This is a genomic window from Faecalibacterium faecis (assembly GCF_040096475.1).
Classification (GTDB): domain Bacteria; phylum Bacillota; class Clostridia; order Oscillospirales; family Ruminococcaceae; genus Faecalibacterium; species Faecalibacterium taiwanense.
The window spans coordinates 68,111-82,386 of sequence record NZ_JBBMEP010000014.1; the positions used below are offsets into that span (position 1 = coordinate 68,111).

A 14,276-nucleotide genomic window follows, 5' to 3' on the forward strand; every position below is an offset into this window, starting at 1 on the left:
TTTTGTGCGGCATCCTTTCAGAGCAACTTAGGATTTTAGGCTCCCCGGCGTGTCTCGAACCATGCCGGGCCAAACCCACAGGGGCTGGCGGCCCTGTGCGGTCAAAATCATCCCGCTGGAGTATTATCATGAATCAGAATCCTTCCGTCCGTAAACTGGTGCGCTGCGGCGTGGTCGCAGCCATTTATGTTGTTCTCTGCATGGCTCTGCAGCCGCTCTCCTATGGTGCGGTACAGGTGCGTGTGGCTGAGGCGCTCTGCCTGCTGCCGGTATTCGGTGCCGAGTACATTGCCGGTGTGGTACTGGGCTGCTTTTTGGCAAACCTGCTGGGCTCCACCATCGTGGATGTCATCTTTGGCACCCTTGCCACCCTGCTGGCCTGCCTTGTCACCTACAAGCTGCGGAACATCCGCATCAAGGGTCTGGCTGTGGCGGCTTCCCTGCCGCCGGTGCTGTTCAATGCCGTGATCATCGGCATTGAGATTGCCGTCATGTTCCCGGACCCCACCTCCAGCGCTCCCATCTGGCTGGCCTGCATCACCAACGGCATCTCCGTAGGTATCGGCGAGCTCATCAGCTGCACCGTTCTGGGTGTGCTGCTGGTGAAGATCATCGAGAGCAGCAAGGCCCTGCGCAAAATTTTTGCAGCTTAATGACCGCAAGGAGGTTTCCATGCAGGCAAACGGAATGATCTTCTGGGACTGGAACGGCACTTTGATGGATGATGTTGATTTCACCCACAGCTGTCTCAACTGGATGCTGGAGACCCACGGTTATCCGCAGCGGTACGATCTTGCCGCTTACCGGGAAATTTTCGGTTTTCCCATTGAGGAATACTACATCCGCGCCGGTTTCAACTTTGCAAAGCACCCTTATGCAGAGCTGGCCGAGCGCTTTATGGCGCACTACAACGCAGGCGTGGATGCCTGTTTCCCCTCTGCACACGCTGCCGAAACGCTGGCCGAACTTTCGCGCCAGGGCTGGCGGCAGAGCGTGCTTTCTGCCTCCCGCCGGGACTACCTGATCGAGCAGGTAGCCGCACGGGGCCTGCAGGGCTATTTTACTGAGTTGCTCGGCCTTGCAGACATCTATGGCGTAAGCAAAGTGCAGGTGGGCAAACAGTGGCTTGCACAAAGCGGCATCGCCCCTGCTGCCTGCGTGATGGTGGGCGACACCCAGCACGATGCCGAAGTTGCAAAGGCCCTTGGCACAAAATGCGTGCTCTACACCGGCGGCCACCAGTCCCGCGCGCGGCTCGAGGCTGTGTGCCCAAATGTCATCGACGATCTGGCACAGCTGCCGCAGCTGCTGGAAGCCTTATAATGTACATCTGACCACTTCTGATTTGCAAAAATCAGAGGTGTTTTTTGTTTTAGCTGGCTCGCCCTCTCAGTCTCGCATTCGCTCGCCAGCTCCCCCAAAGGGGGAGCCTCTGGCGAAACCGGAAACTTTGCGTGGATTGCCAAGGCCTCCCACTTTGGGGGAGGTGGATGCGACCAGCGGGAGCAGCCGGAGAGGGCGAGGCTGTTCGCCTCCACCACATATCTTTTCCTTTTATGAACCCCCTTCCAGCGCAAATTTACAGAAAATTCATTCAAAATCCGGCTAAAATAACCTTGCAGGTTTGACGCGTCTGCCGCTTTGGTGTATCATATATGTGTGTATTTATGTCTATCTCCGGGAAGCATTTTCCCGAATTTGATCTATGAGGTGTTACCAATGTCCCTTGTTGAAAAACTCTTTGGCAGCTTCTCGGACCGGGAGCTGAAAAAGATCAACCCCATTGCCAAGCAGGTGCTGGCTCTGGAAGGAAAATATGCCGCCATGCCGGATGCCGACCTGCAGGCACAGACCGCTGTGTTCAAGCAGCAGCTGGCCGACGGCAAAACCACCGATGATATCCTGCCCGATGCCTTTGCCGTCTGCCGCGAGGCCGCATGGCGCGTGCTGGGCATGAAGCACTTTCCTGTGCAGGTCATCGGCGGCATTGCCCTGCACCGCGGCGATATTTCCGAGATGCAGACCGGTGAAGGCAAGACTCTTGTGGCTACCCTGCCCGCCTACCTGAATGCCCTCACCGGTGAGGGCGTGCATGTTGTCACCGTCAACGATTACCTTGCCAAGCGCGACAGCGAGTGGATGGGCAAGCTCTACCGCTGGCTGGGCCTTTCTGTCGGCCTGATCGCACAGGGCATGGACGGCGATGCACGCCGCGCCGCCTATGCTGCCGACATCACCTACGGTACCAACAACGAGTTCGGCTTCGACTACCTGCGCGACAACATGGTGACCTATAAGGCCAACATGGTGCAGCGCGGCCACGCCTATGCCATCGTCGATGAAGTGGACTCCATCCTGATCGATGAAGCCCGCACGCCCCTGATCATTTCCGGCCGCGGCGAGGATTCCTCCAGCCTGTACACACAGGTGGACCGCTTTGTGCGCACCCTGCGCAAGAGCGTGGTGGTAGAGCTGGAAGATAAGGTCTCTACCGACGAGCAGACCGACGGTGATTACGTCGTGGACGAAAAGCACAAGACCTGTACCCTGACTGCCAGCGGCATCAAGAAAGCGGAAGCCTATTTCAAGGTCGAGAACCTTGCCGCCGCCGAGAACATGACCCTTGCCCATCACATCGATCAGGCCATCAAGGCTTACGGCGTGATGCAGCGGGACATCGATTACGTGGTCAAGGATGGTCAGGTCATCATCGTGGACGAGTTCACCGGCCGTCTGATGATCGGCCGCCGCTACAACGAAGGCCTGCATCAGGCCATCGAAGCCAAGGAGGGCGTGAAGATCGCCGCCGAGAGCAAAACGCTGGCTACCATCACCTTCCAGAACTACTTCCGCATGTACAAAAAGCTGTCCGGTATGACCGGTACCGCCAAGACAGAAGCCACCGAGTTCACCGAGATCTACGGCCTGAACATCGTTACGGTGCCCACCAACCGCCCCCGTCAGCGCATCGATTATCCGGATGCCATCTACAAGACGGTCAACGGCAAATACAATGCCGTTATCCAGCAGGTGCTGGAATGCCACCAGAAGGGTCAGCCCGTGCTGGTGGGTACGGTCAGCGTGGAAAAGAGTGAGACCCTTGCCAAGATGCTGCAGAAATACACCCGCGACTTCAACGTGCTGAACGCAAAGAACCACGAGCGTGAAGCCGAGATCGTGGCGCAGGCCGGCAAAAAGGGTGCCATTACCATTGCCACCAACATGGCAGGCCGTGGTACCGATATCATGCTGGGCGGCAACGCCGAGTTCATGGCCAAGGCCCAGATGCGCAAGGAACACTTCTGCGAAAACCTGCTGAACCCGGAAAAGCCCGAGGATGCCGACCCGGCTGCAGTGGAAATGCTGCTGACCGAAGCCAACGGCCACGGCGATACCGAGGATGCCAACATCCTTGCTGCCCGCAAGCGCTTCGATGATCTGTACGCCCAGTGCAAGCCCCAGATCGATGCCGAAGCTGAGCAGGTGCGCGCTGCAGGCGGCCTGTTCATCATCGGCACCGAACGCCACGAGAGCCGCCGCATCGACAACCAGCTGCGCGGCCGTGCCGGCCGTCAGGGCGACCCGGGTGCTTCCCGCTTCTACCTGAGCCTGGAAGATGACCTGATGCGCCTGTTCGGCGGCGACCGCGTCTCCAGCCTGATGGATACCCTCAAGATCGACGAGGACACGCCCATCGAGAACCGCATGATCACCAACACGCTGGAAAGCGCCCAGAAAAAGCTGGAAGGCCGCAACTTCGAGATCCGCAAGAACGTGCTGAAGTACGACGACGTGATGAACCAGCAGCGCGAGATCATCTATGGTCAGCGCCGCAAGGTGCTGGATGGCGAGGATATCAGCACCGAAATGCACAAGATGCTGCGCGAGAACATCGATTCCAGCTGCGACCAGTTCCTGGCCGGTGATGTGAAGGACGACTGGGACTTTGGTGCTCTGCGCCGCCACTATCTGGGCTGGCTGACCACCGAGGAAGATCTCCACTACACCGTGGCCGACTTTGACGATATCTCCCGCAAGGGCATTGCCGACCAGCTCTATGACCGCGGCATGAAGATCCTCGCCGACAAGGAGCAGCGCTACGGTGCCCCGGTCATGCGCGAGCTGGAGCGCATCTGCCTGCTCAAGTGCGTGGACCGCATGTGGATGGACCACATCGACAACATGGACCAGCTGCGTCAGGGCATTGCGCTGCGCGGCTACGGCCAGAAGGACCCCGTTGTGGAGTACCGCATCGAGGGCTTTGACATGTTCGACCAGATGGTGGATTCCATCCGTGAGTCCAGTGTGAAGATGCTGCTGACCATCGAGATCCGTCAGGCCGGTGCTGCCCCCAAGCGTGAGCAGGTGGCAAAGCCCACCGGCGAAGGCTTTGTGCCCGGCAACGGTGCACCCGGTGCCAAGGGTGCACCCCACGGCCAGCCTGTGCGTGTCATCAAAATTGGCCGCAACGACCCCTGCCCCTGCGGCAGCGGCCTGAAGTGGAAAAAGTGCACCTGCGCCAAGTACCACCCGGAAGGCACATCGACGAACGAAAACTAAGTAAAAAACCTCTCAGGCTCTGCCATAAGGCAGGGTCTGGGAGGTTTTTGATAAAATAGAGGGAGTTGATTTTGGAATGATCACACCAGAAAAACTGCTCGAATCCGCAAAGGAGCTGGAAACCCAGCTGCGCACATGGCGGCGCACCCTGCACCGCCACCCGGAGGTAGGCTTTGACCTGCCCGAGACAAAAGCGCTGGTCAAAAAAGCCCTGACCGAGATGGGCTACACCCCGCAGGACTGCGGCAAGTGCGGCGTACTCGCGCTAGCGGGCGGCAAGCGCCCCGGCAAGACCATCCTGCTGCGCGGCGACATGGATGCTTTGCCCATTCAGGAAGAATCCGGTGAGGAATTTGCTTCCGAGATCCCGGGCCGGATGCACGGCTGCGGCCACGATATGCACACCGCCATGATGCTGGGTGCGGCAAAGCTGCTCAAAGAACACGAGGACGAAATCGAGGGCACCATCAAGCTGGAATTCCAGCCTGCAGAGGAGATTTTTCAGGGTTCGCTGGACATGCTGAAAAACGGCCTGCTGGAAAACCCGAAGGTGGACGCCGCGGTCATGTTCCATGTTCTGGCCGGGATGCCCCTGCCCGTGGGCACCGTGCTGGTGCCGGGCGGCGGCATCACCATGGCAAGCTGTGAGCAGTACCACATCACCGTACACGGCAAGGGCGGCCATGGCTCCATGCCCAACGCCTGCATCGACCCCATCACCGCAGCGGCCCACATCCACATCGCCCTGCAGGAGATCAACAGCCGCGAGCTGGACCCCGCCAAGTTTGGCGTGTTCACTACGGGCCGGTTTGAAGCTGGCAAGGCATCCAACGTCATCCCGGATTCTGCCGATATGTGGGGCACTATCCGCACGGTGGACCCCGAAGGTGCCGTGAGCGAGCAGATCCACCAGCGCATGACCGAGATCGCGCAGGGCGTGGCGGCAGCCTATCGCTGCACTGCTGATGTGGAGTTCAGCGACCACTGCCCCTGCATGGTGGTGGATACGCCTCTTGCCAAGAATGCCCTGACCTATATGACCGAACTGCTGGGCCGTGGTGCCATGGATATGACCGTCCTCACCGGCGGCAAGCCCGGCGGCGGCAGCGAGGACTTTGCCTTTGTCAGCCACGAAGTGCCCACCGTAAGCATGTTTCTCTCCGCAGGCAACGCCAAGGAGGGCTATGTTTACGGCCAGCACCACCCCAAGGTACGCTTTGACGACAGCGTGCTGTACGAGGGCTCTGCAGCCTATGTTTATATGGCTCTGCGGTGGCTGAGCGACCACAAGGCATAACCATTCGGAAAATTTATCATTTATTTGAACCTCCGAAAAATCTGCGGATTTTCCGGAGGTTCTTTTTCACGGATGGGTTCGGAGCAGCACACTGCATCTCTTAAAAAATCGCCTTTATAAACAAAAAATCCCGGAAGGTTCGCACCCTCCGGGGTCTTTTTTATATCAGCTTTGCCCCCGCATGGGGCAGGCTGTCGGCCCCAAGGCTTTGCAGCTGCTGCGGCAGGGCGGTCAGGTCGCCGCCGGTATAATACCACGCGGCGGCAAACGCGGCCAGGGCCAGAAGCAGCAGAAAAATCAGGGCATTCCGCACCCTGTGCCGTTTGCGCGGCGCTGCTGTCGGTGCATCCGGCTCCGGCTTGTCCGGCAGGCGCTGCGCCGTCAGGGCATCTGCCGGGATGGCCTTGCCATACTTCTGCCAGATCGTTCCCGCCGCCTGCGGCAGACCGGAAGCCGCCCGGCGGATCATATCCAGCAGCCACAAAGCAGGCGTATCTGCGTTGGCCACCGTGCGCACCCAGCAGCCTTTCCGGCTGCCCAGAAACAGCACCGTGTCCTCGGCGCGCTCCAGACACCCGGCTGCATAGTCTGCACCCACAAGGCGCTGCGCTGCCCGCACACGGGTAAGTTTTGCCGGCACCGGCCCGCCCTTGACCCGGCAGACCTTTGCACTCAGCTTTTCCCGCACCTTTGCATCGGCATAGCTCATGGCACCAAAATCAAACACTTTTTCTGCGCCGGCCACCGTTTCCATCCGGGCTTCCAGCAGAGTGCCTGCATCCGCATCACAGCATACCAGCAGCCTGTGGTGCGTTTCCAGCGCCTGCACCGCTGCATGAACAAGGGTCATCTCCCCTTCTCCGTACAGCTCTGCCGCAAAGCGGTCTGCCAGCGCTTTCCGCGCCTTGCTCAATGCCGTGGGCGTTTCTGCCTGCAGCGCAGCCAGTGTTTCTGCACCGCGGCTGCGGAACTGGGCAGCAAGTCCTGTCTGCTGCACTGCCTGTTGTACTGCCCACAGCGGTGCGCCAAACAACCGCAGCACACAGGTGGTCTGCGTTTTTTCTTCGTGTATCAACTGCTTCACCCCCGCGGCCCGGGGCCGCTCGTATTAACCCTTGAGGAAGGTGCTGTCCAGTGCCGTCAGAGCCGCAGCATCGTGCCGGGCACTTTTTGCCAGTGCCTGTGTATCTGCAGGAACTTTGCCCTGAGCCAGACGCAGCGCCAGTTCCAGTGCCGCCTGTGCCGCGCGGGCACGCACCAGCGCACGGTCGGGGCGGGAGACGAAGAGCTTTTTTACATAGACGGTCTCGCCGCAGGCCGCACCCAGATACACCGTGCCCACCGGGCGGACGGCATCGCCGCCGTTGGGGCCTGCCAGACCGGTGACGCTGACAGCGATATCAGCCCCGGCAGCTTCGGCTGCGCCCAGTGCCATCTGTGCTGCCACCGGTGCGGACACCACATTGTATTTTGCAATGACTGCCGGGTCTACGCCGATCATCTTTGCCTTGGCCTGCTCCCAGTAGGTAACAAAGCCGAAGCCGAACACCTCACTTGCACCGGACACATTGGTCAGCCGCTGGGCGATCATGCCGCCTGTGCAGCTTTCTGCCGTGGCAATGGTGAGCCCCTTTTTCTTCAGGGTGTGCACCAGAGTCTCTTCCAGACCGGTCACATCCTCATCATACACCGCATCACCCAGCAGATCATAGAACTTTGTGGCGTATGCGCGGCACATTTTTTTGGCTGAACTGTCGGTTTCTGCCCGGGCAGTAATGCGGATCTCGCACTCGCCGGTCTTGCAGTAGATTGCGGCGGTGGGATTTGCGTTTTCCAGCAGATGCCGCACACGGTATTCGATATCGCTTTCGCCGCCCAGCACCCGCAGCGTGATGGAATGCAGGGTGCAGTTCTGGCGGGCTAGCAGCAGCGGGCGCACGCTCTCCTCCCACATGGCCTTCATTTCGTGAGGCACGCCGGGCATGAGCACAGCACAGTGGCCATCCTGTTCAAACCATGCACCGGGGGCAGTGCCGTGGTTATTGATGATCTTGTGGCCGTTCACCGGCACCATGGCCTGCTTGCGGTTGTTTGGGGTCGTCTTGCGCCCGGTACGAGTGAAGAAATCCACGATCTTCTGCCATTCTTCCGGGTCAAAAGCCAGCGTATCACCGTAACATCCAGCAACCGTCTCCTTGGTCAGGTCGTCCGCCGTGGGGCCAAGGCCGCCGGTGAACACCAGCAGGTCGCACCGCTGCTTTGCCTCGTTGACGAAATCCGCCAAACGGCCGTGGTTGTCGCCAATGGTGCTCTCGCGCTGGACGGTGATGCCCAGAGCCGCCAGCTCCCGGCTGAGGTACTGGGCGTTGGTGTTGAGAATGTTGCCGAGCAGCAGCTCGGTGCCCACACTGATGATCTCTGCTGTCATGGATAAATCAACCCTCAAATTCTACCTGATCGGTGATACGGATGCGGATGCGCTCGGCGCTCTCTGCTGCTTCGGCTTCCAGCGCGGCAAGGCCGGGCATGGCGGCTTCAGCTTCCAGAATTTCGGCCAGCTCCGGGCGGATCTTCGGGTGCGGCGGGGTGAAGATGGTGCAGCAGTCCTCGTAGGGCAGGATGCTGGTCTCAAACGTGTTGATGTGGCGGGCCGTCTCCACGATCTCGGTCTTGTCCATGCCGATGAGCGGGCGCAGGATGGGCAGATCCTGCGCAGCATCGGTGCACTGCAGGGCCTTGACGGTCTGGCTGGCTACCTGAGCCAGACTCTCGCCGGTAACAAGGGCTTCGCACCCCTGCTTTTTGGCAATAACGTTGGCAATGCGCATCATGCTGCGGCGCATCAGCACCGTGAACAGCACATCCGGAGCATTATCCCGGATGTACTCCTGCGGCTTGGTGTAGGGCACGACGAACAGATTGGAGCTGCCCGTATAGATGCTGGTGAGCTGCGCCAGTGCCTTCACCTTGAGCTTTGCGCGCTCCGAAGTGTACGGCGGAGACGCAAAGTGGATGTGGTCCAGTGCCAGACCGCGCTTTGCCATGCGGTAAGCTGCCACGGGACTGTCGATGCCGCCAGACAGCATGTTCAATGCACGGCCGCTGGTGCCCACGGGCAGACCGCCCTCACCGGGTACTTTGGGGCCGTGGATGTAGGCACCGTAATCACGAATTTCTACGATCACCTTAAAATCCGGGTTATGCACATCCACCTTGAGGTAGTTGTGTTTGCCCAGCAGATAGGCACCCAGCTCCCGCATCAATTCAGGGCTGGTCATGGGGTAGGTCTTGTCGGAGCGGCGGGCTTCCACCTTGAAGGTGCGGATGCCGTGCAGGCTGGCACCGAGGTAGTCCTCAGCGGTCTGGCAGATGGTGTCAAAGTCCTTGTCGCAGACCACGGCGCGGCTGAGCGCCGCAAGGCCGAACACCTTGCTCACCCGGTCAAAGGCGAGGTCCATATCCACGTCCTCTTCCTCAGGCTCCATGTAAAAGGTGGACTGGGTGCAGTAGACCTTGAACTTGCCCACGGTCTTGAGCCGGTAGCGCAGAATTTTCATCATCGCCGACTCGAACTGGTTGCGGTTGAGGCCTTTCAGGGACATTTCACCCTGATAGCCCATGATAATTTCATGCATAAATGTTGTATCTCCTAGGTTACGATTTAACATGGCCAGAGCAAAGCGGCGGCCATTCCAGATGGTCCTGCCTGTGGAATCACTTCCGGATCCTCTGCAAGCTCTTCATTCCGTCCTCAAAGCGGTTGAGGAAAGCATCCACATCCTCCGGGGTGTTGTCGCCGCAGAAGGACACGCGGATGGCCGTGTCGATGGCAAGCGGGTCTTTGCCCATGGCTGCCAGCGTGTGGCTGGGCTGGCCGCGGCCGCAGGCACTTGCCGAGGAAACATACACCTGTGCTTCGGCCAGCCATGCCAGCATGGTCTCGCTCTTGATGCACATCTCACTGAAGTTCAGCACCTCGGGCACCGCGTTTTCCGGGCTGTTGAGCTCCACCTCCGGGAAAGCTTTCAGGCCGTCCCGCAGACGCTGGTTCAGGGCCTTCATAGCGGTGTCACGGCTCTTCATGGTCTTGGCAAGACGGGTGGCGGCTGCGGCAAGACCCATGGCGTAGGGCAGGTTTTCGGTGCCCGGGCGCAGGCCGCGCTCCTGCTCACCGCCGAGGTACGGCGGCCGGAACGCCTGCACCAGACGGTCAGAAAGATACAGCGCGCCAATGCCCTTGGGAGCGTGGATCTTGTGGCCGCTCACCGACAGGGTATCGATGTTCGTCAGCTTGATGGGCACACGCATCCACGCCTGCACTGCGTCCACATGGACAATGGTGCGGCTGTTGCGGCGCTTGACCTCGGCGGCAAGGCGTTCCACATCGTTGCGGGTGCCCACCTCGTTGTTCACCATCATGCAGGCCACGAGGATGGTGTTCTTGTCCACATGCTCCAGCATTTCGTTGATATCCAATGTGCCGTCCGGGCGGGGCTTGACCACCGTGACGTTGTAGCCCTGCTTCGCCAGCTCTTCCAGCGGGCGCTGGACGCTGGGGTGCTCAAAGCCGGACACCACGATGCCCTTGCCGAAAGTGCGGGTGCGCACCGCGCCCAGCAGGGCCAGATTGTTGCTCTCGCTGCCGCAGGAGGTAAAGTACAGCTCCTTTGGCTTGCAGCCCAGTGTACGGGCCACAGCGGCACGGGCGGCGTTGAGCGCTTCCTCGCTGCGGGCACCGGGGCCGTACAGGCTGGACGGGTTTGCCCAGTGTTCCCGCATGGCCTTGTCGATGACATCCGCCACCTCGGGAGCCACCATGGTGGTAGCGGCGTTATCCAGATAATGCAATTCAGGGTTTTGCAGCATAAAAGGGATTCCTGCTTTCTGTTTTCATAATAATCCAGTTTAATTATAGCACAGAAAGCTGTAGAACGCAAAATATTCGCGTTTGCGAGCGCAGCGCAGCAATGAAAGCCCCAGTGGGGCTTTTAAGCGACAGAACGGTCTTGCGCAGCAAGATGGAGGGGCCTCGCCCCGACAAGTTCGTATATGTTTTTCCTTGACAAACACCCCGGCATTGTGCTATCTTTACTGCATAGAGACCGTATCTCTGCTGACGGAACCTTGTGGAGCACCACAGTGCAGGGATGGCGGGAGAGTCAATGCCGACCGTCTGGGCAGCCTTGCGCAATTGCTGCGCAAAGCTGCCTTTTTTGTTGTCGGAAGTTGTTTTTATAAGCAGGGTGCGTTGAATGGCGAGATTTTTTGCCCGCAGACAAGGTGATTTTTCGCAGCAATCCTGACGGATTGCAAGGGAAAGCAACGCAGGATGCAAGCAAAAAGGCCGTTCAGGCGGCGTGCAATGCTTGTAGAAACGACTTCCAAAGGAGGATGTCTGATGAAAACCGATATCGAGATCGCACAGGAAGCCAAAATGAAACCCATCACCGAGATTGCCGCCCAGCTGGGCCTTTCCGATGAGCACGTGATCCCCTATGGCCGCTACAAGGCCAAGATCGATCACCGCCTGGTTCACGATGCCAAAAAACAGGGCAAGCTGATCCTCGTCACCGCCATCAGCCCCACCCCGGCGGGCGAGGGCAAGACCACCACCAGCGTGGGTCTGGCCGATGCCATGAACGCTCTGGGCAAAAAGACCATGCTCTGCCTGCGTGAGCCCAGCCTTGGCCCGGTGTTCGGCGTCAAGGGCGGTGCTGCCGGCGGCGGCTACGCACAGGTGGTGCCCATGGAGGACATCAACCTGCACTTTACCGGCGATCTGCACGCCATCGGCACAGCCAACAACCTGCTGGCTGCCATGATCGACAACAGCATCCAGCAGGGCAACCCGCTGAACATCGACCCCCGCCGCATCACATGGAAGCGCTGCATGGACATGAACGACCGCCAGCTGCGGTTCATCGTGGACGGTCTGGGCGGCAAGGTGAACGGCACTCCCCGCGAGGACGGCTTTGATATCACCGTTGCCAGCGAGGTGATGGCAATTTTCTGCCTTGCCACCAGCATTTCCGATCTGAAGGAGCGTCTTTCCAAGATCGTATGCGCCTACACCTACGACGGCAAGCCCGTCACTGCCGGTGAGATCGGTGCTGCCGGTGCCATGACCGCCCTGCTGAAGGACGCGCTGGACCCGAACCTTGTACAGACGCTGGAAAACAACCCCGCCATCATCCACGGCGGTCCCTTTGCCAACATCGCCCACGGCTGCAACAGCGTGCTGGCTACCAAGCTGAGCCTTTCTCTGGCCGACTATACCATCACTGAAGCAGGCTTTGGTGCTGATCTGGGCGCAGAGAAGTTTTTGGATATCAAGTGCCGCTACGCCGGTATCGCTCCCTCTGCCTGCGTGCTGGTGGCCACTGTGCGTGCCCTCAAGAGCCACGGCGGCGTGGCAAAGGCCGACCTGAGCCAGCCTAACCTCGAAGCCGTCAAGGCCGGTGCATCCAACCTCATCCGCCACATCGACAACCTGAAAAATGGCTTCGGCCTGCCGGTGGTGGTCGCCATCAATGCCTTCCCCACCGATACCGCCGAAGAGCAGGCCTACGTGGAGCAGGTGTGCGCCGAGCAGGGTGTTCCCTGCGTGCTGAGCGAGGTGTTCGCCAAGGGCGGCGAGGGCGGCAAGGCGCTGGCCGAGAAGGTGCTAGAGGTGCTGGAGGATCGTCCCATCCAGTACACCTACCCGCTGGAAATGCCCCTGAAGGACAAGATCAACGCCATCGCCACCAAAATTTACCGGGCCGACGGCGTGAACTACAGCGCCGCCGCCAGCAAGACACTGGCCGAGCTGACTGAGATGGGTTACGGAAACCTGCCCGTGTGCATCGCCAAGACCCAGTACAGCTTCAGCGACAACGCAAAGCTCATCGGTGCCCCCACCGGCTTTACCATGGAGGTGCGCGAGGTGCGCCTTGCTGCCGGTGCAGGCTTTGTGGTGGTCATCTGCGGTAATATCATGACCATGCCGGGCCTGCCCAAGAAGCCCGCCGCTGTGGGCATCGATGTGGATGCCAACGGCAAGATCACCGGCCTGTTCTAAGTTTCAAGTAAAAAATAAGAGGTTCGCTCAGTGAACGAACCTCTTATTTTTTATCCTTCTGTGTGGCTGCACAGATAATCCGTCCATACGGCATACCCGGCGGGTCTCAAATGGTAGCCGTCCGGCTGGGCGTAGCTTTCGATCAGGTCGCCGTTTTCATCTGCCAGCACTTCCCACAAGTTGAGAAAATAGCAGTTCTTTTCCAGCGCAATGGCTGCCAGCTCATTGTTGATCTGGCACAGGCGGTCGCGGTTCAAGCCCTCATGGCCGGACTTCTGGCATACTTCCGGCCGCACCGGCGTGATGGACTGCACATAGATCTTTGCATTTGGCAGTGTCTGGCTCAGCATGTCCAGCATCAGCCGGTAATAGGTCAGGAAGCTGCTATAATCGGTATCGCGGCCCAGCACGTTGGTGCCCAACAGAACATAAATAGCTCTGGGCTGCTGGGCGGTCAACGCTTCCAGCGGCACCTCAGCCACGCCGTCGGCGCGCTTGCAGGTGGTGCCGTTAACGATCACGTTCGGCCCAACACCCTTGTACGCACAGAACATGGCGTTCTGCATTCCTTCTTCGTACAGCTGCATGCCCTGCGTCAGGCTGTCGCCCACAAAGCTCACGTCATTGAACCATTCCTTGCCCACAGCCGTGCTGCTCTTTGGCAGCGCCGCCATACGGAAATCCAGCGCAGTGGCCGCGCTGTCTGCAAGCGGCTGCACCGTGAGCTGCCGCGCCACCGCGTAGGAGGCCGTGTTCCAAGTATTATCCTGTGTTACCTCCTGCAGGATGGTGTTCTGCCCAACGCCGGAGGGCCGCTGTTCCCGGTGCAGGCTCTTCCACAACATCCCGATGGCTCCCACCAGCAAAAGCAGCAGCAGCAAAGCTGTCGCCATGAACCGCCTGCGCCAGCGTTTGCGCAACACGCGCCGCCGGTATTCCTGATAGTCTGCCATGCTGTCTCCCTCACTTTTCTGCCCGGGCTATGCTGCGGGCTTTCTCGTTCTTAGTATACCATATCTGTGCATTCCGGCAAGACCCGTTTTCTGCCAGAGTGCCTAAAATTGCAGATTCTTTTGCACGCAGGCATGCCATTGTGTGCAAAAAGCCCGCCTTCTATCGGGTCAAAAGCTTGCATCCTGTACCATAGATGTGTTATACTGAACTGAACTACTATTGATAGGGAGGCTTTCACGATGGCATTTACTCCAAAACTGACTTATAAAGGCAAGCCCCTCGTCCGCAAGGACAATGAGCTGTACTACGGCAATATGACCGACCCATATGTGCTCTATCTGCAGATCACGACCACCAAGCCTGTGGGCGATCAGCAGGTTGCAGACAAGGTCCACCTGATGCTGC

General features: G+C 59.3%; 10 protein-coding genes and 2 riboswitches. Of the genes, 5 read left to right on the forward strand and 5 right to left on the reverse strand.

The features are described 5' to 3' along the window. The first annotated feature begins 20 nt into the window (after positions 1 to 20). A riboswitch (PreQ1-III riboswitch) is annotated at positions 21 to 121 on the forward strand. 7 nt (positions 122 to 128) lie between these two features. From WMO17_RS08820 to WMO17_RS08835, 4 genes are all read left to right on the forward strand, one after another. After that, on the forward strand, positions 129 to 653 hold the full coding sequence (locus WMO17_RS08820) for a QueT transporter family protein (RefSeq protein WP_005944292.1): 525 nt from the start codon (positions 129 to 131) through the stop codon (positions 651 to 653). 19 nt (positions 654 to 672) lie between these two features. Further along, the gene (locus WMO17_RS08825; protein WP_349137913.1) at positions 673 to 1,323 is read left to right on the forward strand and encodes an HAD family hydrolase; all 651 of its coding nucleotides are present in this window, start codon (positions 673 to 675) and stop codon (positions 1,321 to 1,323) included. 396 nt (positions 1,324 to 1,719) lie between these two features. Next, positions 1,720 to 4,560 carry a preprotein translocase subunit SecA gene (secA, locus tag WMO17_RS08830; protein ID WP_349137914.1) on the forward strand — a complete coding sequence of 947 codons (2,841 nt, stop codon included), beginning with the start codon at positions 1,720 to 1,722 and terminating at the stop codon, positions 4,558 to 4,560. A 76-nt stretch (positions 4,561 to 4,636) separates the two neighbouring features. After that, positions 4,637 to 5,857: a M20 metallopeptidase family protein gene (locus WMO17_RS08835; protein ID WP_337678862.1), complete on the forward strand. Its 1,221-nt coding sequence runs from the start codon at positions 4,637 to 4,639 to the stop codon at positions 5,855 to 5,857. Between the two features lie 160 nt (positions 5,858 to 6,017). Here the strand turns inward: WMO17_RS08835 and WMO17_RS08840 are convergent, their stop codons facing one another. From WMO17_RS08840 to WMO17_RS08855, 4 genes are all read right to left on the reverse strand, one after another. Next, complete coding sequence (locus tag WMO17_RS08840) at positions 6,018 to 6,932, reverse strand: hypothetical protein (protein WP_349137915.1); 915 nt, start codon at positions 6,930 to 6,932, stop codon at positions 6,018 to 6,020. A gap of 33 nt (positions 6,933 to 6,965) precedes the next feature. Beyond that, positions 6,966 to 8,285, reverse strand: a complete 1,320-nt coding sequence (locus WMO17_RS08845) for a competence/damage-inducible protein A (protein WP_349137916.1) — start codon at positions 8,283 to 8,285, stop codon at positions 6,966 to 6,968. Between the two features lie 7 nt (positions 8,286 to 8,292). Continuing rightward, a complete protein-coding gene (thiI, locus tag WMO17_RS08850) occupies positions 8,293 to 9,492 on the reverse strand; it encodes a tRNA uracil 4-sulfurtransferase ThiI (protein WP_005944312.1) in 1,200 nt (399 codons plus the stop codon). 79 nt (positions 9,493 to 9,571) lie between these two features. Next, a complete protein-coding gene (locus WMO17_RS08855; protein WP_349137917.1) occupies positions 9,572 to 10,723 on the reverse strand; it encodes a cysteine desulfurase family protein in 1,152 nt (383 codons plus the stop codon). Positions 10,724 to 10,956: 233 nt separating this feature from the next. Next, a riboswitch (ZMP/ZTP riboswitch) is annotated at positions 10,957 to 11,043 on the forward strand. Positions 11,044 to 11,255: 212 nt separating this feature from the next. On the opposite strand from WMO17_RS08855, the gene WMO17_RS08860 reads away from it, so the two are divergent. Continuing rightward, positions 11,256 to 12,917 (forward strand): formate--tetrahydrofolate ligase, encoded by a 1,662-nt coding sequence (locus tag WMO17_RS08860; RefSeq protein ID WP_349137918.1) that lies wholly within the window; start codon positions 11,256 to 11,258, stop codon positions 12,915 to 12,917. A gap of 50 nt (positions 12,918 to 12,967) precedes the next feature. On the opposite strand, the gene WMO17_RS08865 is transcribed toward WMO17_RS08860, so the two are convergent. After that, the gene (locus WMO17_RS08865; RefSeq protein ID WP_338428215.1) at positions 12,968 to 13,870 is read right to left on the reverse strand and encodes a GDSL-type esterase/lipase family protein; all 903 of its coding nucleotides are present in this window, start codon (positions 13,868 to 13,870) and stop codon (positions 12,968 to 12,970) included. Positions 13,871 to 14,276 lie beyond the last annotated feature (406 nt).

Coding starts and splice junctions, on each gene's coding strand:
- WMO17_RS08825 (WP_349137913.1), top strand. CDS start 673: ATGCAGGCAAACGGAATGATCTTCTGGGACTGGAACGGCACTTTGATG.
- WMO17_RS08835 (WP_337678862.1), top strand. CDS start 4,637: ATGATCACACCAGAAAAACTGCTCGAATCCGCAAAGGAGCTGGAAACC.
- secA (WP_349137914.1), top strand. CDS start 1,720: ATGTCCCTTGTTGAAAAACTCTTTGGCAGCTTCTCGGACCGGGAGCTG.
- WMO17_RS08820 (WP_005944292.1), top strand. CDS start 129: ATGAATCAGAATCCTTCCGTCCGTAAACTGGTGCGCTGCGGCGTGGTC.
- WMO17_RS08845 (WP_349137916.1), bottom strand. CDS start 8,285: ATGACAGCAGAGATCATCAGTGTGGGCACCGAGCTGCTGCTCGGCAAC.
- WMO17_RS08860 (WP_349137918.1), top strand. CDS start 11,256: ATGAAAACCGATATCGAGATCGCACAGGAAGCCAAAATGAAACCCATC.
- thiI (WP_005944312.1), bottom strand. CDS start 9,492: ATGCATGAAATTATCATGGGCTATCAGGGTGAAATGTCCCTGAAAGGC.
- WMO17_RS08855 (WP_349137917.1), bottom strand. CDS start 10,723: ATGCTGCAAAACCCTGAATTGCATTATCTGGATAACGCCGCTACCACC.
- WMO17_RS08865 (WP_338428215.1), bottom strand. CDS start 13,870: ATGGCAGACTATCAGGAATACCGGCGGCGCGTGTTGCGCAAACGCTGG.